Below are 16,952 nucleotides of genomic sequence, written 5' to 3'. Positions count from 1 at the left end.
CGACCTCGACCCGCCCGACGGCGGGACGACCGGGGTGTTCGTGTCCAAGATCCTGATCGACGGGCAGGCGCTCGACGGGCCACCGCTGACCGCGCTGCGGGGCCGGTGGTCGGTGGAGCGGGGACTGGTGCTGACCGCCATCGTGCTATGACGTCGAGCCCTGCCGGCCCTGGGTTGGTCATCGTCGACAAACCGGCCGGGATGACCAGTCACGACGTGGTGGGGCGCTGCCGTCGCATCTTCGCCACCCGCAGGGTGGGGCACGCCGGGACGCTGGACCCGATGGCCACCGGCGTGCTGGTGATCGGCGTGGACCGCGCCACCAAGATCCTCGGCCTGCTGACGGCCGCTTCCAAGTCGTACGCCGCCACCATCCGGCTCGGGCAGACCACGTCCACCGAGGACGCCGAAGGGGAAGTGCTGCACAGCGTTTCGGCCGCGCACCTGACGCGCGGGGAGATCGACACCGCGGTCGCCGGCCTACGCGGTGAGATCGACCAGGTGCCGTCGGCGGTGAGCGCCATCAAGGTGGACGGCCGCCGCGCCTACCGGCTGGTTCGCGAGGGCCAGGCCGTCGAACTCGCGGCCCGGCCGGTCCGCATCGACCGCTTCGAGGTGTGCGACGTTCGCTCCGATGGTCCCTTCGTCGACGTCGACGTGGAAGTCGACTGCTCGTCGGGCACCTACGTTCGCGCCCTGGCCCGCGACGTCGGCGCCGCACTCGGCGTGGGCGGACATCTGACGGCCCTGCGGCGCACCCGCGTGGGCCGCTTCACGCTGGAGCAGGCCCGTTCGCTCGAAGACCTGGCCGAGCGGCCCGCCCTGTCCTTGACCCTGGACGAGGCGTGCCTGCTGGTCTTTCCGCGGCGCGAGCTGACCGCCGAGGAGGCCGAGGCCGCGGCCAACGGGCGAGGCCTCTCGCCGGCGGGCATCGACGGCGTCTACGCCGCCTGCGACGCCGGCGGCCGGGTGATCGCGCTGCTGCGCGACGAGGGCTCGCGGACCAAGTCGGTGGTGGTGATCCGCCCGGCGACGCTGTAGCGAAGGGTCCCCATCGAGCGCCCGGTGGGGTTAAGTTGCACACTGGGGGCCTGAGCCGCTGGAAAGGGACAAAGATGTCTAACAAGGTGTACGTCGTCGGCGTCGGCATGACGAAGTTCGAGAAGCCGGGCCGCCGCGAAGGCTGGGACTACCCCGACATGGCGCGCGAGTCGGGCACCAACGCGCTCACCGACGCGGGCGTCGACTACCGCGAGGTGCAGCAGGGCTACGTCGGCTACGTCGCCGGCGATTCGACGTCCGGGCAGCGCGCCCTCTACGAACTGGGCATGACGGGAATTCCGATCGTCAACGTCAACAACAACTGCTCGACCGGCTCCACCGCGCTCTTCCTGGCGGCCCAGGCCATCCGCGGCGGGATCGTCGACTGCGCCATCGCGCTCGGCTTCGAGAAGATGCAGCCCGGTTCGCTGAGCGGCGGAGCCCAGGACCGCGAATCGCCGATGGGCAAGCACGTCAAGGCGATGGCCGAGATCGACGAGTTCGCCATGCCCGTCGCGCCCTGGATGTTCGGCGCCGCGGGCCGCGAGCACATGCGCCAATACGGCACCACCGCAGAGCATTTCGCGAAAATCGGCTACAAGAACCACAAGCACTCGGTCAATAACCCGTTCGCGCAGTTCCAGGAGTCCTACACGCTCGACGACATCCTGGCGGCGCGGATGATCTCCGACCCGCTGACCAAGTTGCAGTGCTCGCCCACCTCAGACGGTTCCGGCGCGGCGATCCTGGCCTCGGAGAGCTTCGTCGACAGCCGTGGGCTGGCGGGCCAGGCCGTGGAGATCGTCGGTCAGGCGATGACGACCGACTTCGAGTCGACCTTCGACGGAAGTGCCAAGAACCTGATCGGCTACGACATGAATGTCCAAGCGGCCCAACAGGTTTACCACCAGTCCGGGTTGGGGCCCGAGGACTTCCAGGTGATCGAGCTGCACGACTGCTTCTCGGCCAACGAATTGCTGCTATACGAGGCGCTGGGGCTGTGCGGCCCGGGTGAGGCGCCCAAGCTGATCGACAACGGCGACACCACCTACGGCGGGCGGTGGGTGGTCAACCCCTCGGGCGGCCTGATCTCGAAGGGTCACCCGCTTGGCGCCACCGGGCTGGCGCAATGCGCCGAGCTGACCTGGCAGCTGCGCGGCACCGCGGACAAGCGTCAGGTCGAGAACGTCAGCGCCGCACTGCAACACAACATCGGTCTGGGCGGCGCGGCCGTCGTGACCGCCTACCAGCGCGCCGAGCGCTGACGGGCGGCTAGCTCGAATGGCGGCGACCCGCGGCGCCCGGCTTCGCCGCGCTTGCGATCGCCGCTAGCTCGAATGGCGGCGACCGCGGCGCCCGGCTTCGCCGCGCTTGCGATCGCCGCTAGCCGACCACCCAGATCGCCCGCGCGGCCGGGCTGCCCAGATCGACCGTCGTCTCGGCGCCATCGCCCGAGTCGATCGCCACCGAGATCATGCCGGCGAATTCCCGACGGGTCAGGACCCGCAGCCGGGAGTCCAGGTTGATGCCGACGTCGGCGAAATAGCGCAGCATCTGCGGGTCGGCGTCGGAGATGCGGGCGATCGTCCCGGCGTCGCCGTCGTCGCACGCCCAGAGCTGACGCGCCGGCGGGGTGGGCACCTGCCCGTCCGAGGCCGGGATGGGGTCGCCGTGCGGGTCGCGCTGCGGGAACCCCAGCTTGGCGTCGATGCGGGCGACCAGCCGGTCCGACACCGCATGCTCGAGCACTTCGGCCTCGTCGTGCACCTCGTCCCAGCCGTAGCCGAGCTCGTTGACCAGGAAGGTCTCCAGCAGCCGATGCCGGCGCACCATGGCCAGCGCCGCGCGCCTGCCGGCCTCGGTCAGCGAAACCGCGCCGTATTTCTCGTGGTCGACCAGGCCCTGTTCGGCCAGTTTGCGGATCGACTCCGAGGCCGTGCTGGCCGACACCCCGATCTTCTCGGCCAGCATCTTGGTGCTGACCTTTTCCACCGACCATTCCTGCGCGTTCCAGATGGCCTTCAGATAGTCCTGGCCGACCGCGGTGAGACCGCCACGCTCTTCGTCAGCCTTCACACCGAGAGAGTTTAGGCAACCCACGCCTGATCGTGTGCTCCTCGACACCGTCGCGCATGCGGATCTCCCGGCGGGGGGCCGCGCGCCGTAGGCTTGCGGTCGTGCAGCGGTGGCGCGGCCAAGACGAGATTCCCACGGACTGGGGCAGGTGTGTGCTCACCATCGGTGTTTTCGATGGGGTGCACCGGGGCCACGCCGAGCTGATCGCGCATGCGGTGAAGGCCGGCCGCGCCCGCAACGTCCCGACGGTGCTGATGACCTTCGACCCGCACCCGATGGAAGTGGTCTACCCGGGCAGCCATCCGGCGCAGCTGACGACGCTGACGCGACGCGCCGAGCTGGTCGAGGAGATGGGCATCGACGTCTTCCTCGTGATGCCGTTCACCAGCGATTTCATGAAGCTGACCCCGGAGCGCTACGTCCACGAGCTGCTGGTGGAGCACCTGCATGTGGTGGAGGTCGTGGTGGGGGAGAACTTCACCTTCGGCAAGAAGGCGGCCGGCAACGTCGAGACGCTGCGGCGCGCGGGGGACCGGTTCGGGTTCGCGGTGGAGGCGATGTCCCTACTTTCGGAGCACCACAGCAACGAGACGGTGACGTTCTCGTCCACCTACATCCGGTCCTGCGTCGACGCCGGCGACGTGGTGGCGGCCATGGAGGCGTTGGGCCGTCCGCACCGGGTCGAGGGTGTGGTCGTCCGGGGCGAGGGGCGCGGCATGGAGCTGGGGTTCCCGACCGCCAACGTGGCGCCGCCGATGTATTCGGCGATCCCGGCCGACGGCGTGTACGCCGCCTGGTTCACCCTGCTCGGCCACGGGCCGGTGACCGGCACCGTCGTGCCGGGCGAGCGCTACCAGGCCGCGGTGTCGGTCGGCACCAACCCGACCTTCTCCGGGCGCACCCGCACCGTCGAGGCCTTCGTCCTGGACACCACCGCCGACCTCTACGGTCAGTACGTGGCGTTGGACTTCGTCGCGCGCATCCGCGGGCAGCACAAGTTCGACTCGGTGAAGGACCTCATCGACGCGATGGGCAAAGACACCGAACGGGCCCGCACCACCCTGTCGGCCCAGGACTGATCCGCGGAAGCGTCAGGAGGCGATCAGGTCGTCGATCTGGTTGATGGCCGACGACGCACCCTCCACGACGCCCATGTCCAGCACCTGTCGAAGCGCCTCGGCGGAGGAGTAGGCGCTCACGTAGGTCGCGCGGGTGCCGCCGTCGTGCTCGGCGAACGTGTACACGTTCCTCGAGACCGGCAGGTCGGGGTTCGGGTTGAAGTCCGCGTCGGCGAAGCCGTCGAGGAACGAGAAGCTCGTCGGCTCATCGACGGCCGTGATCTCCCAGTACCCGGCGTACTTCTCCCCGTCGGGGCCGGTCATGAAGTACGTCGTGCGGCTGCCGGGCGTGAGGCTGTGGTCGACGATGGTCGCCGGGTGGGACGGCGGCCCCCACACCCTCTCCAGCTGACGAGGGTCGGCGTAGACCTGCCAGATTCGGGCCGGCGGAGCGGCGAAGTCCGCGGTGATGGTCAGCGTCAGGTTCTCGGGGTCGTGCCGGACGTCGGTCACGGGCATGGTTCAGTCCTCCTGGGTTGGGTCGGATGCGATGAGGTCGTCGACGCGTGCGATGCGATCGCGCCAGAGGAGCTCCAATTCGGTGAGCATGGCGGCCACCGACCGCACGGCCGTCACGTCGCCGCTGGCCAGCTGCTCGCGACCGCTTCGTCGTTTGGTGATCAGGCCGGCCTTTTCCAGCACGACGACATGCTTTTGCACCGCCGCGAAGCTCATGTCGTACTTGAGTGCCAGCGCGGAAACCGAGTGTTCCCCGGCCAGCGTTCGGCGCATGATGTCGCGCCGGGTTCGGTCGGCGAGCGCGTGGAACAGGGCGTCCACCCGGTCCTCCTGGTCTACGGTCACCCGTCCAAACTACAACCAAATGGTTGTAGATTGTCAAGAGCGCGGCGCTGGCCTGCGATTTCTGCGCACGTCACCGCCGCTGATAGACTCGCCAGCCGATACGGCGTGTGCTGCAGTCCGCGGCGGCCACGCACCAGAGTTTTCGCGGCACCGATTGATGGAGATGTTTTCGTGGCGCTGACCGCCGAGCAAAAAAAGGAAATCCTGGGCACCTACGGCCTGCACGACACCGACACCGGTTCCCCGGAGGCGCAGGTCGCGCTGCTGACCAAGCGGATCGCCGACCTGACCGAGCACCTGAAGGTGCACAAGCACGACCACCACTCGCGGCGGGGCCTGTTGCTGCTGGTCGGGCGCCGGCGCCGGCTGCTCAAGTACGTCGCCCAGATCGACGTCGAGCGGTACCGCTCGCTGGTCGAGCGCCTGGGCCTGCGCCGCTGACCCGGGTCTACTGAGCGCTACGCCCGCCCGTGTAGAGTGGGAGCGTTCTGGGCCGGTTCGGCCCGAACGAACGGTGCGGCCACGCAGATCCGCGTGTGCCGTTCCAGCGTGTCATGACGGGAGCAGCCCAGTCTGTATCGGGCGGTCTTCGGTAGTGGCAGCCGGGCTCCCCGGATCTGGGGCAGGTCGGCCGCTTCGATCGATGGCCGTAGCCGCATCCAGACTTTTTCCTCTCGTAGGAAGCTCTCGGGTTCAAGCGTGACGACGCGAAAAAGCTGAATACCCAGAGAGGCCGTACGGACACCCATGTCTGTCGCTGAAATTGAAGAAGGCGTGTTCGAGTCAACCGCCGTTATCGACAACGGGAGCTTCGGCACCCGCACCATCCGTTTCGAGACCGGCCGGCTCGCCCAGCAGGCCGCCGGCGCCGTCGTCGCCTACCTCGACGACGAGAACATGCTGTTGTCGGCGACCACCGCCAGCAAGAGCCCCAAGGAGCACTTCGACTTCTTCCCGCTGACCGTGGACGTCGAGGAGCGGATGTATGCCGCCGGCCGCATCCCCGGTTCGTTCTTCCGTCGCGAGGGCCGGCCCTCGACCGACGCGATCCTGACCTGCCGGCTCATCGACCGGCCGCTGCGCCCGTCCTTCGTCTCCGGGCTGCGCAACGAGATCCAGGTCGTGGTCACGATCCTGAGCCTGGACCCCAACGACCTCTACGACGTCGTGGCGATCAACGCCGCGTCGGCGTCCACCCAGCTGGCCGGGCTGCCGTTCTCCGGCCCCGTCGGGGGCGTGCGGGTGGCGCTCATCGACGGCACCTGGGTCGCCTTCCCGACCGTCGAGCAGCTCGAGCGGGCCGTGTTCGACATGGTGGTCGCCGGCCGCATCGTCGGCGACGGTGACGCTAAAGACGTGGCGATCATGATGGTCGAGGCGGAGGCCACCGAGAAGGTCATCGAGCTCGTCGAGGGCGGCGCGCAGGCGCCGACCGAGACCGTGGTGGCCGAAGGCCTGGAGGCGGCCAAGCCGTTCATCGCGGCGCTGTGCACCGCGCAAGAGGAGCTGGCCCAAGCGGCCGCCAAGCCCACCGGCGAGTACCCCGTGTTCCCCGACTACGGCGACGACGTCTACTACTCGGTGGCCTCGGTGGCCACCGACGAGCTGGCCAAGGCGCTGACCATCGGCGGCAAGGCCGAGCGCGATCAGCGCACCGACGAGATCAAGGCCGAGGTGCAGCAGCGCCTCGCCGAGACCTATGAGGGCCGGGAGAAGGAGGTCAGCGCGGCGTTCCGCTCGCTGACCAAGAAGCTGGTCCGCCAGCGCATCCTGACCGACCACTTCCGCATCGACGGCCGCGGCATCACCGACATCCGCGCGCTGTCGGCCGAGGTCGCCGTGGTGCCGCGGGCGCACGGCAGCGCGTTGTTCGAGCGCGGCGAGACGCAGATCCTGGGCGTGACCACGCTGGACATGGTGAAGATGGCCCAGCAGATCGACTCGCTGGGGCCGGAGACCTCGAAGCGCTACATGCACCACTACAACTTCCCGCCGTTCTCCACCGGTGAGACCGGCCGTGTCGGTTCGCCCAAGCGGCGCGAGATCGGGCACGGCGCCCTGGCCGAGCGGGCCCTGATCCCGGTGCTACCGAGCGTCGAGGAATTCCCGTACGCCATCCGGCAGGTGTCCGAAGCGCTGGGGTCCAACGGCTCGACGTCGATGGGATCCGTGTGCGCCTCCACGCTGGCGTTGCTCAACGCCGGCGTGCCGCTCAAGGCGCCGGTCGCCGGCATCGCCATGGGCCTGGTCTCCGACGACGTCGAGGTGGACGGCAAGACCGAGCGCCGCTTCGTCACCCTGACCGACATCCTGGGCGCCGAGGACGCGTTCGGCGACATGGACTTCAAGTGCGCCGGCACCAAGGACTACGTCACCGCGCTGCAGCTGGACACCAAGCTCGACGGCATCCCGTCGCAGGTGCTCGCGGGCGCTCTGGCGCAGGCCAAGGACGCGCGCCTGACGATTCTCGAGGTGATGGCCGAGGCGATCGACGGGCCCGACGAGATGAGCCCCTACGCGCCGCGGGTCACCACGATCAAGGTCCCGGTGGACAAGATCGGTGAGGTGATCGGGCCCAAGGGCAAGGTCATCAACGCCATCACCGAGGAGACCGGCGCGCAGATCTCCATCGAGGACGACGGCACCGTGTTCGTGGGCGCCACCGACGGGCCCTCGGCGCAGGCCGCGATCGACCGGATCAACGCGATCGCCAACCCGCAGCTGCCGACCGTCGGCGAGCGGTTCCTCGGAACCGTCGTCAAGACAACCGATTTCGGTGCCTTCGTGTCGCTGCTTCCCGGGCGCGACGGGCTGGTGCACATCTCCAAGCTCGGCAAGGGCAAGCGCATCGCGAAGGTCGAGGACGTCGTGAACGTCGGAGACAAGTTGCGGGTCGAGATCGCCGACATCGACAAGCGCGGCAAGATCTCTCTGGTCCTGGTGGAGGAAGACAGCTCGGCCCCGGCCGACGCCCCGGCGGCCGCACCTGCCGATGCCGCGACCGCGAGCAGCTGACCGCGCCGCGGCCCTGCGCCGCGGCAAGCACACCTTAGAGGTCGAACCCTCGACCGCGCTGCGCCGCAGCACGCTTCCGGGTGGTCTGCGCGTCGTCACCGAGTACCTCCCGGCGGTGCGTTCGGCCTCCGTCGGGGTCTGGGTCGGCGTGGGATCGCGGGACGAGGGTGCCACCGTGGCGGGAGCGGCGCACTTCCTCGAGCACCTGCTGTTCAAATCGACGCCCACCCGCAGCGCCGTGGACATCGCGCAGGCGATGGACGCCGTCGGCGGGGAGCTGAACGCGTTCACCGCCAAGGAGCACACCTGCTACTACGCGCACGTGCTGGACAGCGACCTGGAACTGGCGGTCGACCTGGTCGCCGACGTGGTGCTCAACGGTCGCTGCGCCGCCGAGGACGTCGAGCTGGAACGTGACGTGGTGCTCGAGGAGATCGCCATGCGCGACGACGACCCCGAGGACGCGCTGGGCGACATGTTCCTGGGCGCGATGTTCGGTGACCATCCGGTGGGCCGGCCGGTGATCGGCACCGCGCGCTCCGTGTCGTCGATGACCCGGGCCCAGCTGCACTCCTTTCACGTCCGGCGCTACACGCCGGAGCGCATGGTGGTCGCGGTGGCCGGCAACGTCGACCACGACGAGGTGGTCGCGCTGGTGCGCGAGCACTTCGGGCCGCACCTGGTCCGCGGGCGCCGGCCGATAGCCCCGCGCAAGGGCGCCGGGCGGGTGACCGGACGGCCCGGCCTGATGCTGGGCAACCGGGACGCCGAGCAGACGCACGTGTCGCTGGGCGTGCGCACCCCCGGGCGTGGCTGGCGGCACCGCTGGGCGCTGTCCGTGCTGCACAGCGCGCTGGGCGGCGGCCTGAGTTCCCGCCTGTTTCAAGAGGTTCGGGAGTTGCGGGGGCTGGCCTATTCGGTCTATTCCACGGTCGACATCTTCGCCGACAGCGGCGCGCTTTCCGTCTACGCCGCCTGCCAGCCCGAGCGGTTCGCCGAGGTGATGCAGGTGACCAACGAGGTCCTCGAGTCGGTGGCCCGCGACGGCATCACCGAAGCGGAGTGCCGCATCGCCAAGGGGTCGCTGCGGGGCGGGCTCGTCCTCGGTCTGGAGGATTCCAGTTCCCGGATGAGCCGGCTGGGCCGCAACGAACTGAACTACGGCGAGCACCGCAGCATCGAGCACACCCTGCGGCAGATCGACCAAGTGACCGTCGAGGAGGTCAACGCGGTGGCCCACCGGCTGCTGAGCCAGCCGTACGGCGCCGCGGTCCTGGGCCCGTATGCCTCCAAACGGTCACTGCCCCAACAACTTCGGGCGATGGTATCTTAACCCGCATGTTCGCCTCCTCACTCGCGCCGTGCCGGCGCTCGCCGTCAGCGAATTAGCCCCGTGGTACTGGGCTTTTGGGACATCATGGTGCCCATCGTGGGCGCGCCGATGGCCGGCGGACCGGGCACGCCCGAGCTGGCCGCGGCGGTGTCCAACGCGGGTGGGCTCGGGTTCGTCCCCGGTGGTCACCGCAGCGCGGACCGGTTCGCCGAGGACATCGCCGCCGCGCGCGCGGCGACCACCGGCCCGCTGGGCGTCAACCTGTTCGTGCCCCAACCAAGCGTCGCCGACTGGATGGCGCTGGACTACTACGCCGAAGAACTCGAGGAGATCGCCGACTACTACCAAGTCGAGGTCGGCCACCCGCACTACGGCGACGACGACGACTGGGAGCGCAAGCTTGAGGTGGTGGCCGACGTGCGGCCCGAGCTGGTGTCCTTCACCTTCGGGGTGCCGCCGCCCGACGTCATCCGGCGGCTCGGGGCGCTCGGCCTGCTGGTGATGGTCACGGTGACCTCGCCGTACGAGGCCGGCGTGGCCGTCGCCGCCGGTGCGGACAGCCTGATCGTCCAGGGCCCGGACGCGGGCGGGCACCGGGGCACCTTCGCGCCCGACATGGAGCCCGGCAACGAATCGCTGCACCACCTGATCGACCGCATCCGCCACGCCCATGACGTCCCGATCATCGCGGCGGGCGGCCTGGGCAACGCCCGGGACGTCGCCGCGGTGCTGCACCGCGGCGCGGTGGCCGTGCAGGTGGGCACCGCGCTGCTGCTCAGCGACGAGGCGGGCACCAGCACCGCGCACCGCACCGCTCTGAAAAACCCGGTTTTCGGCACGACGGTGGTCACCCGCGCCTTCTCGGGCCGCTACGCGCGGGGCCTGGAGAACAACTTCACCCGCCTGCTCGACAACGTGGCGCCGCTGGGCTACCCGGAGGTGAACCAGATGACCTCCCCGATCCGGGAGGCCGCGGCCGCCATGGAGGACCCGAACGGTATACCGCTGTGGGCCGGAACGTCGTTCAAGGAGGCCCAGCCCGGGCCGGCGGCCGACATCATCGCCAGCCTGGTGGAGTCCGACTAGGCCAGCAGGCTCGCCGGATCGGTGAACGGCAGACCGAGGTCGGCGGCCACCCGCTCGGACAACAGCGCCCCGCCGTGCGTCGAAAGGCCTTTGCCCAGAGCGGGATCCGACCGGCAAGCCGCCTGCCAGCCGCGGTCGGCCAGCGCCAGCACGTACGGCATCGTCGCGTTGGTCAGCGCCACGGTTGACGTCTTGGGTACCGCGCTGGGCATGTTCGCCACGCAGTAGAACTGGGTTTCGTGCACGGCGAACGTCGGGTCATCGTGGGTGGTCGGCCGGGAATCGGCGAAGCAGCCGCCCTGATCGATCGAGATGTCGACCAGCACGGCACCCGGTTTCATCTGCGCCACAAGTGAATTCGAGATCAGCTTGGGCGCCTTGCCGCCGGGTAGCAGGACCGCCCCGATCAACAGGTCCGCGCGCGTGACGGTGCCCTCCAGCTCGTAGGCGGACGAGTAGCGCGTGCGGACCTGTCCGCCGAACTCCGCGTCCAGGAGCCGGAGCTTGCCGATGTTGACGTCGAGCACCGTCACGCTCGCGCCCATGCCGTTGGCGACCCGGGCGGCGTTGTAGCCGGCCGTACCGGCGCCGATCACCACCACGTCCGCGGGTTTGACGCCCGGGACCCCGCCCATCAGCACCCCGCGGCCGCCGTGGGAGCGCATCAGATGGTAGGCGCCGGCCTGCGCCGAGAGTCGGCCGGCGACCTCACTCATCGGAGCCAGCAACGGGAGGGCGCCATCGGCGGTCTGCACGGTCTCATAGGCGATCGATGTTGTGCCGGAGGACAATAGCGCCTCGGTGCAGTCGCGGGAGGCGGCCAGGTGCAGGTAGGTGAACAGCACCTGCCGCGCGCGCAGCAGCCCGTATTCGGACGCGATCGGTTCCTTCACCTTGAGCAGCAGATCGGCTTCGGCCCACACCTGTTCGGCCGAGCCGGCCAACTGGGCGCCCGCGGCCTTGAACTCCTCGTCGGGGATCGACGATCCCTCCCCGGCGCCCGCCTGGACGAGCACCTCGTGGCCGCGGCGGCTCAGTTCGGCGACGCCGGCGGGCGTGATCGCCACCCGGAATTCGTTGGCCTTGGTCTCGGTCGGTACGCCGACTCGCATGAATTACCCCTTGCTTTGGTTCGCCCTCAAGTGTGGAGAAAGTTCGGATGCGCCGCAATCGACGTGGAGCGGTCCGCACCGTGGCTATGATCGGCGCATGACTGACCCCTGCGTGACGGAAACCGTGCAGGTCAACGCCCGCCCGGACGTCGTGTACCGGCTCATCACCGACCTGCCCACCCTGGCCTCGTTCGCCGAGGAAGCCGAGGCGATGGAATGGCGCAAGGGGAACGCGGCGCGCCCCGGGGCGGTGTTCACCGGGCACAACGCGAGCGCCAAACGGCGCTGGAGCACCAAGTGCACGGTCACCGACGCGGAACCGGGCCGGCTGTTCGCGTTCGACGTGCGGCACTCCATGCTGCCGATCGCGCGCTGGCAGTACGACATCGAGGCGGCCGACGGTGGTTGCCGGGTCACCGAGAGCACCTGGGACCGCAGACCCGGCTGGTTCCGCACGATCGCGGGAAAGGCCACCGGTGTTCCAGATCGCGTGGCCGCCAACGCCGAACACATCCGGCTCACCCTGCAGCGCCTCAAGCAGCGCGCCGAGTCGGAGTAGCCGTGACCCCGCGACGCGAGCCCTCCGTAGCCGTCGTCGGAGCGGGTATGTCGGGGCTGTGCGTCGCAATCGCGTTGCTGCGCAGCGGCATAACCGATGTCACGATCTACGAGAAGGCCGACGAGGTCGGTGGCACCTGGCGGGAGAACACCTACCCCGGCCTGGTCTGCGACATCCCGTCGCGGGTCTACCAGTACACGTTCGCCCAGAACCCGAACTGGTCGCACCTGTTCTCGCCCGGCGGCGAGATCCAGGCCTACCTCCGCGATGTCGCCGACCGGTTCGGACTGCGCGATCGCATCCGGTTCGGCACCGAAATCTCCCACGCCCGCTTCGAGGACGGCCGGTGGCGGTTGCGCGCGGCCGCCGGCGAGGAGTCGACCGTCGACTTCTTGATCTGCGCCACCGGTGTACTGCATCACCCGCGCCTGCCGTCGATCCCCGGCCTGGACGACTTCGGCGGGCGCGCCTTTCACTCCGCGCGCTGGGATCACGCCGTCGACGTGCGCGGCCGCCGGATCGCGATCGTGGGCAACGGCTCGACCGGGGTTCAGCTGGTCTGCGGCCTGGCCGGTGTCGCGGACCGCGTTATGCTCTTCCAGCGCACCGCGCAGTGGGTGCTTCGCCTGCCCAACCCCCGCTACAGCCGGCTCACCAGCATCACCCACAACCGGTTCGGCTGGCTAGACCGGCTGGCCTACCGGTGCTACAGCTTCGGCTACGACACCTTCGCCGCCGGGCTCACCAAGCCGGGACTGCGCCGAAAGATCATGGGGGCGCTGTGCCGCGCCAGCCTGCGCGAGGTCCGCGACCCCGAGCTGCGCAGGGCCCTGACCCCGGACTACACGCCGATGTGCAAACGGCTGGTCATGTCCAACGGCTTCTACCGCGCGATGCAGCGCGACGACGTCGAACTGGTCACCTCCTCGATCGACCACGTGGAACGGCGCGGCATCGTGACCGAAGACGGTGTCCTGCACGAGGCGGACGTCATCGTACTGGCCACCGGGTTCGACACCCACGCGTTCTTCCGGCCGATGCAGGTGACCGGCCGCGACGGTATCGCCGTCGACGACGTGTGGCGCGACGGTCCGCGGGCCTACCGGACGGTGGCGCTGCCGGGCTTCCCCAACTTCTTCATGATGCTCGGGCCGCACAGCCCGGTCGGCAACCTCGCGCTGACCACCGTCGCCGAATCGCAGGCCGACCACATACTGCGGTGGATTCAGCGTTGGCGCCGTGGCGAATTCGACACGGTGGAGCCCACCTGGCCGGCGACCGAGAGCTTCAACGCCAGGCTGCGTGCCGCGATGCCGGACACGGTGTGGACCACCGGTTGCGACAGCTGGTATCTCAACAAGGACGGGGTGCCCGAGGTGTGGCCCTTCACGCCCGGGGAGCATCGCGCCATGCTGGCCAGCACCGATCTCGGCGAGTACGACTTGCGACGACACGTCACCGCCGGCTGAGCCGATAGCCTAGATGGGCGACCTTGACCCCGGGCAGCGGCTCCCAGTCCAGGGTGCGTCCGTCGGCGTGAAAGCCGTTGCTTTCGTAGAACTTTCGCCCCTGCGTGTTGCGCTCGGCGCACCACAGGACGAGGTCGCCCGAGCGGCTTTCGCGCAGCGCCGTGGCGAGCAAGCGGGTGCCGACACCGTGGCCCTGGGATTCCGCCGCGATGTACAGGGAGTCCAGTTCCACCTGTTCGGGGTTCGCGGGATCGGGGCCGAAGATGGTCATACCGATTGTCGCCGAACCGGATTCGGCGACCCACATGCTCCAGTTGCGGCGTTGCAGGATGCGCGGATAGGCGAGGATGGCCCAGCGCCGGGGCGATCCGAGCACGTCGAGCGTGGAGTCGGGCAGTATGCCGGCCCAGGATTGCCGCCAGACCGGATAGTGCATCTCGGCGACCGGGGCGAAGTCACTCGGTCCGGCTCGGCGGATCGTGACGCCGCCGGCGGTCACGGCCTGGACTGCTCCAGGTAGGCCGCCAGCGCATTGGTCAGGCCGCGGCGCGCCATGTCCAGGTCGGCGTACGAGCCGAGCTGGCGCTCGGAGACCAGCCCGCGCATCGCGCCGGGGATCAGGGCGGCGACCTCGCGCACCCGATCCGGGTCGACGTCCAGGCCGGCGAACGCGTTCTGGCAGGTTTCCAGCCAGCTCTTGCCCCAGGAGAACAGCTCGGCGGCGGTGCGCGGGAACAACCGCTCGAGCTCGCCGGGGTCACGGGGGAGGGCCGCCCGCAGGTTCTCGATCGCGCGCGAGTCCGCCGACGCCAGCCCGTTGTACAGGGTGTCGATGATGGCGCCGACCCGCTCGCGCAGGGGCGCGTCGGTTGAAATCGGCGTCGACAGAGTCGAGAAGGTCGCGGCGCGCCGCTCGGCGGTGCGGTGCAGCACCGCGGCCCAGAACCCGTCCGTGTCGCCGAACTGGTATTGCACGGCACCCCAGGTGGCGCCGATCTCCTTGGCGATCCGATTGGCCGACACCGAGCCCGGGTCACCGGAGGCCAACGACTTCAGCGCGGCCTCGAGCATGCTCTCGCGCGTGGCGTTGCCCCGCCGGTTCGGGCGCCGGTTCGCGGTTCCCGCCCCGCTGACCTGCCGAGTCATTTGCAGAGCCTATCGCGCACAACGGCGGAATTTTCATAGAGGGTACTTTGATTTGTCTGCGGCCCGGCCTATCATTCGTTTCAAGGAGGGATCCCGCATGGCTAAGCCGCCGTTGTCGATGGAACCAACCGGCTGGTTCCAGGTCGCCTGGTCCGACGAGATCGGTGTCGGCGACGTGCACAAGATGAAGTACTTCGGCCAGGAAATGGTCGCCTGGCGGGCCGAGTCCGGGCAGCTCACCGTGATGAACGCCTACTGCGAACACCTCGGCGCGCATTTGGGGTACGGCGGCACGGTCGTCGGCGAGATCTTGCAGTGCCCGTTCCACGGGTGGCAGTGGAGCCGGGAGGGCCGCAACGTCTGCATCCCCTACCAGGATCGGCCCAACCGCGGCAGGCGCATCCGCACCTATCCCATGGTGGAACGTAACTCGTCGGTCTACATCTGGCACGACGTCGAGCGCCGCGAGCCGTACTTCGACGCCCCCGACGTGTTCGGCGCGTTCCACGACGACAGCAGCGCCGACGACTACTACCCCCAGCAGCGGTTGTACCGGCCGGGCCTGGAGCTGCACCCGCAGTATGTGCTGGAAAACGGCGTCGACTTCGCGCATTTCAAGTTCGTGCACAACACGCCCATCGTGCCGGTGTTCACCCGCCACGACTTCGACGAGCCGGTCTCCTTCGTCGACTTCACCATCACGTTCGAGGGTGACGACGGGCAGAAGATCGAGGACGTCAACAGCGGTGTCGAGGCCATCAACGGCGGCCTGGGCATCGCGGTCACCAAGAGCTGGGGGATGATCGACAACCGCACCATCTCCGCGGTCACCCCGGTCGACGAGTGCACCTCCGACGTCCGGTTCATGGTCTACATCGGCCGCACCCCCGGCAAGGACCCGGAACGGGCCGAGCGCAAGGCGGCCGAGTTCGGCCGCGAGGTGATCCGGCAGTTCGAGCAGGACATCGAGATCTGGCGGCACCAGCGCTACTCCGACCCGCCTGCGCTGGCCACCGACGAGTACGAGGGCTTCACCGCAATCCGCGCGTGGGCCAAGCAGTTCTATCCCGAGGCATTCGCACTACAGGAAGGCTCCACGCAATGAGTAGCTCACCGATTCGCGTCTTCCAGGTGGGAAGCGGAAACGTCGGTTCGGAGATGATCAAGCGAATCGCCACCTATCCCGGCCTCGAACTCGTTGGCGTGCATTGCTATTCGCCGGAGAAGGTCGGCAAGGACACGGGCGAGTTCGCCGGCGCGGCGCCCAACGGGGTGAAGTTCACCGGCTCCATCGACGAGATCATCGCCGCCAAGCCGGACGTGCTGACGTTTCACGGCGTGTTCCCCGACGAGGACCTGTATGTGAAAGTGCTCGAGGCGGGCATCGACATCGTCACCACCGCCGACTGGATCACCGGCTGGCACCGTGACAAGAACCACCCGCACCCGTCGGGCAAGCCGGTGAGCCAACTGCTGGCCGAGGCCTGCGAAAAGGGCGGGGCGACGTTCTACGGGACGGGAATGAACCCGGGCCTCAACCAGATACTCGGCGTGGTGTGTTCGGCCGACGTCGCCGATATCGAGAACGTCACCACGATCGAATCCGTCGACGTGTCATGCCACCACTCCAAGGACACCTGGATCGAGGTGGGCTACGGCCAGCCGGTCGACGATCCGGAGATCCCGTCGAAGCTGGAGAAGTACACCCGGGTCTTCGCAGACAGCGTGCTGATGATGGCCGACTGCTTCGACCTGCCGCTGGACGAGGTGAAGTTCAGCTACGAGCTGGGCGCCTGCACCAAGGACGTGGACCTGGGCTGGTACACGCTGCCCAAGGGCTCGCTGGGCGGCAACTACATCAAGTACCAGGGCATGGTGGACGGGGTGCCCCGGGTGGAGACGCACCTCGAGTGGCAGATGACGCCGCACACCGATCCGAGCTGGAACATCAAGGGCTGTTACATCACTCAGATCCAGGGCGACCCGTGCATCTACAACAAGCACATGATCTTCCCCAAGCCCGGCGTGGATCTTTCGAACCCGGACAACTTTGCCTCCATCGGCATGACCGTCACCGGGATGCCCGCGCTGGCGGCCATCAAATCGGTCGTGGCGGCCCCGCCGGGGCTCATCACCAGCGCCGACCTGCCGCTGCGCGGGTTCGCGGGGCGGTTCAAGAGGTGAGCGCGCGGG

17 protein-coding genes and 1 pseudogene are annotated in these 16,952 nt (G+C 68.8%); 12 read left to right on the top strand and 6 right to left on the bottom strand.

The window, feature by feature from the left end:
* The 3 genes and pseudogenes from A5701_RS08380 to A5701_RS08370 form a co-directional block, all read left to right on the top strand.
* Positions 1-151 (top strand): annotated as a pseudogene (locus tag A5701_RS08380) (4'-phosphopantetheinyl transferase); the annotation flags it as partial.
* Positions 148-1,041: a tRNA pseudouridine(55) synthase TruB gene (gene truB / locus A5701_RS08375; protein ID WP_067750941.1), complete on the top strand. Its 894-nt coding sequence runs from the start codon at positions 148-150 to the stop codon at positions 1,039-1,041. The pseudogene A5701_RS08380 and the gene truB, both read left to right, overlap by 4 nt.
* 74 nt (positions 1,042-1,115) lie before the next feature.
* Entirely contained in the window at positions 1,116-2,306 is a 1,191-nt protein-coding gene (locus tag A5701_RS08370; protein ID WP_067750936.1) for a lipid-transfer protein, read from the top strand.
* A gap of 118 nt (positions 2,307-2,424) precedes the next feature.
* Here A5701_RS08370 and mntR read toward each other — a convergent pair whose 3' ends face one another.
* Positions 2,425-3,117 carry a manganese-binding transcriptional regulator MntR gene (gene mntR, locus A5701_RS08365; protein WP_067750931.1) on the bottom strand — a complete coding sequence of 231 codons (693 nt, stop codon included), beginning with the start codon at positions 3,115-3,117 and terminating at the stop codon, positions 2,425-2,427.
* A gap of 101 nt (positions 3,118-3,218) precedes the next feature.
* Here mntR and A5701_RS08360 point away from each other — a divergent pair, with 101 nt between their 5' ends.
* Complete coding sequence (locus A5701_RS08360) at positions 3,219-4,196, top strand: bifunctional riboflavin kinase/FAD synthetase (RefSeq protein WP_067750956.1); 978 nt, start codon at positions 3,219-3,221, stop codon at positions 4,194-4,196.
* Positions 4,197-4,208: 12 nt separating this feature from the next.
* On the opposite strand, the gene A5701_RS08355 is transcribed toward A5701_RS08360, so the two are convergent.
* Positions 4,209-4,694: an SRPBCC domain-containing protein gene (locus tag A5701_RS08355; protein ID WP_067750928.1), complete on the bottom strand. Its 486-nt coding sequence runs from the start codon at positions 4,692-4,694 to the stop codon at positions 4,209-4,211.
* A 3-nt stretch (positions 4,695-4,697) separates the two neighbouring features.
* Positions 4,698-5,039 carry a helix-turn-helix transcriptional regulator gene (locus A5701_RS08350; protein WP_067750922.1) on the bottom strand — a complete coding sequence of 114 codons (342 nt, stop codon included), beginning with the start codon at positions 5,037-5,039 and terminating at the stop codon, positions 4,698-4,700.
* 171 nt (positions 5,040-5,210) lie between these two features.
* On the opposite strand from A5701_RS08350, the gene rpsO reads away from it, so the two are divergent.
* From rpsO to A5701_RS08330, 4 genes are all read left to right on the top strand, one after another.
* Entirely contained in the window at positions 5,211-5,480 is a 270-nt protein-coding gene (gene rpsO / locus A5701_RS08345) for a 30S ribosomal protein S15 (RefSeq protein ID WP_003878661.1), read from the top strand.
* A gap of 306 nt (positions 5,481-5,786) precedes the next feature.
* Entirely contained in the window at positions 5,787-8,054 is a 2,268-nt protein-coding gene (locus tag A5701_RS08340; protein WP_197504940.1) for a polyribonucleotide nucleotidyltransferase, read from the top strand.
* A complete protein-coding gene (locus tag A5701_RS08335; protein WP_067750912.1) occupies positions 8,032-9,387 on the top strand; it encodes a pitrilysin family protein in 1,356 nt (451 codons plus the stop codon). Before A5701_RS08340 ends, A5701_RS08335 begins: the two co-directional genes overlap by 23 nt.
* 60 nt (positions 9,388-9,447) lie before the next feature.
* A complete protein-coding gene (locus A5701_RS08330) occupies positions 9,448-10,473 on the top strand; it encodes a nitronate monooxygenase (RefSeq protein ID WP_067750908.1) in 1,026 nt (341 codons plus the stop codon).
* Here the strand turns inward: A5701_RS08330 and ald are convergent.
* Positions 10,470-11,585, bottom strand: a complete 1,116-nt coding sequence (gene ald, locus A5701_RS08325; RefSeq protein ID WP_067750903.1) for an alanine dehydrogenase — start codon at positions 11,583-11,585, stop codon at positions 10,470-10,472. The two genes, A5701_RS08330 and ald, sit on opposite strands and share 4 nt — an antisense overlap.
* Positions 11,586-11,682: 97 nt before the next feature.
* Here ald and A5701_RS08320 point away from each other — a divergent pair, with 97 nt between their 5' ends.
* On the top strand, positions 11,683-12,144 hold the full coding sequence (locus A5701_RS08320; protein WP_067750898.1) for an SRPBCC family protein: 462 nt from the start codon (positions 11,683-11,685) through the stop codon (positions 12,142-12,144).
* 2 nt (positions 12,145-12,146) lie between these two features.
* A complete protein-coding gene (locus A5701_RS08315) occupies positions 12,147-13,613 on the top strand; it encodes an NAD(P)/FAD-dependent oxidoreductase (protein WP_082950491.1) in 1,467 nt (488 codons plus the stop codon).
* On the opposite strand, the gene A5701_RS08310 is transcribed toward A5701_RS08315, so the two are convergent.
* Together A5701_RS08310 and A5701_RS08305 are read right to left on the bottom strand one after the other, a co-directional pair.
* Positions 13,600-14,112, bottom strand: a complete 513-nt coding sequence (locus A5701_RS08310) for a GNAT family N-acetyltransferase (RefSeq protein ID WP_067750891.1) — start codon at positions 14,110-14,112, stop codon at positions 13,600-13,602. The two genes, A5701_RS08315 and A5701_RS08310, sit on opposite strands and share 14 nt — an antisense overlap.
* The gene (locus tag A5701_RS08305; RefSeq protein ID WP_156669994.1) at positions 14,109-14,684 is read right to left on the bottom strand and encodes a TetR/AcrR family transcriptional regulator; all 576 of its coding nucleotides are present in this window, start codon (positions 14,682-14,684) and stop codon (positions 14,109-14,111) included. The genes A5701_RS08310 and A5701_RS08305 overlap by 4 nt, the downstream gene beginning before the upstream one ends.
* 172 nt (positions 14,685-14,856) lie before the next feature.
* On the opposite strand from A5701_RS08305, the gene A5701_RS08300 reads away from it, so the two are divergent.
* On the top strand, positions 14,857-15,864 hold the full coding sequence (locus A5701_RS08300; protein WP_067750881.1) for a Rieske 2Fe-2S domain-containing protein: 1,008 nt from the start codon (positions 14,857-14,859) through the stop codon (positions 15,862-15,864).
* Positions 15,861-16,943: a dihydrodipicolinate reductase gene (locus A5701_RS08295; RefSeq protein WP_067750877.1), complete on the top strand. Its 1,083-nt coding sequence runs from the start codon at positions 15,861-15,863 to the stop codon at positions 16,941-16,943. The genes A5701_RS08300 and A5701_RS08295 overlap by 4 nt, the downstream gene beginning before the upstream one ends.
* The last annotated feature ends 9 nt before the right edge of the window (positions 16,944-16,952 follow it).

Origin of the sequence: Mycobacterium sp. E3305, assembly GCF_001666785.1 — a bacterium.
GTDB lineage: Bacteria > Actinomycetota > Actinomycetes > Mycobacteriales > Mycobacteriaceae > Mycobacterium.
This window is presented reverse-complemented; position numbering and strand designations above follow the sequence as displayed.

Coding starts and splice junctions, on each gene's coding strand:
- truB (WP_067750941.1), top strand. CDS start 148: ATGACGTCGAGCCCTGCCGGCCCTGGGTTGGTCATCGTCGACAAACCG.
- A5701_RS08370 (WP_067750936.1), top strand. CDS start 1,116: ATGTCTAACAAGGTGTACGTCGTCGGCGTCGGCATGACGAAGTTCGAG.
- A5701_RS08355 (WP_067750928.1), bottom strand. CDS start 4,694: ATGCCCGTGACCGACGTCCGGCACGACCCCGAGAACCTGACGCTGACC.
- A5701_RS08340 (WP_197504940.1), top strand. CDS start 5,787: ATGTCTGTCGCTGAAATTGAAGAAGGCGTGTTCGAGTCAACCGCCGTT.
- A5701_RS08335 (WP_067750912.1), top strand. CDS start 8,032: ATGCCGCGACCGCGAGCAGCTGACCGCGCCGCGGCCCTGCGCCGCGGC.
- ald (WP_067750903.1), bottom strand. CDS start 11,585: ATGCGAGTCGGCGTACCGACCGAGACCAAGGCCAACGAATTCCGGGTG.
- A5701_RS08320 (WP_067750898.1), top strand. CDS start 11,683: ATGACTGACCCCTGCGTGACGGAAACCGTGCAGGTCAACGCCCGCCCG.
- A5701_RS08305 (WP_156669994.1), bottom strand. CDS start 14,684: ATGCTCGAGGCCGCGCTGAAGTCGTTGGCCTCCGGTGACCCGGGCTCG.
- A5701_RS08300 (WP_067750881.1), top strand. CDS start 14,857: ATGGCTAAGCCGCCGTTGTCGATGGAACCAACCGGCTGGTTCCAGGTC.
- A5701_RS08295 (WP_067750877.1), top strand. CDS start 15,861: ATGAGTAGCTCACCGATTCGCGTCTTCCAGGTGGGAAGCGGAAACGTC.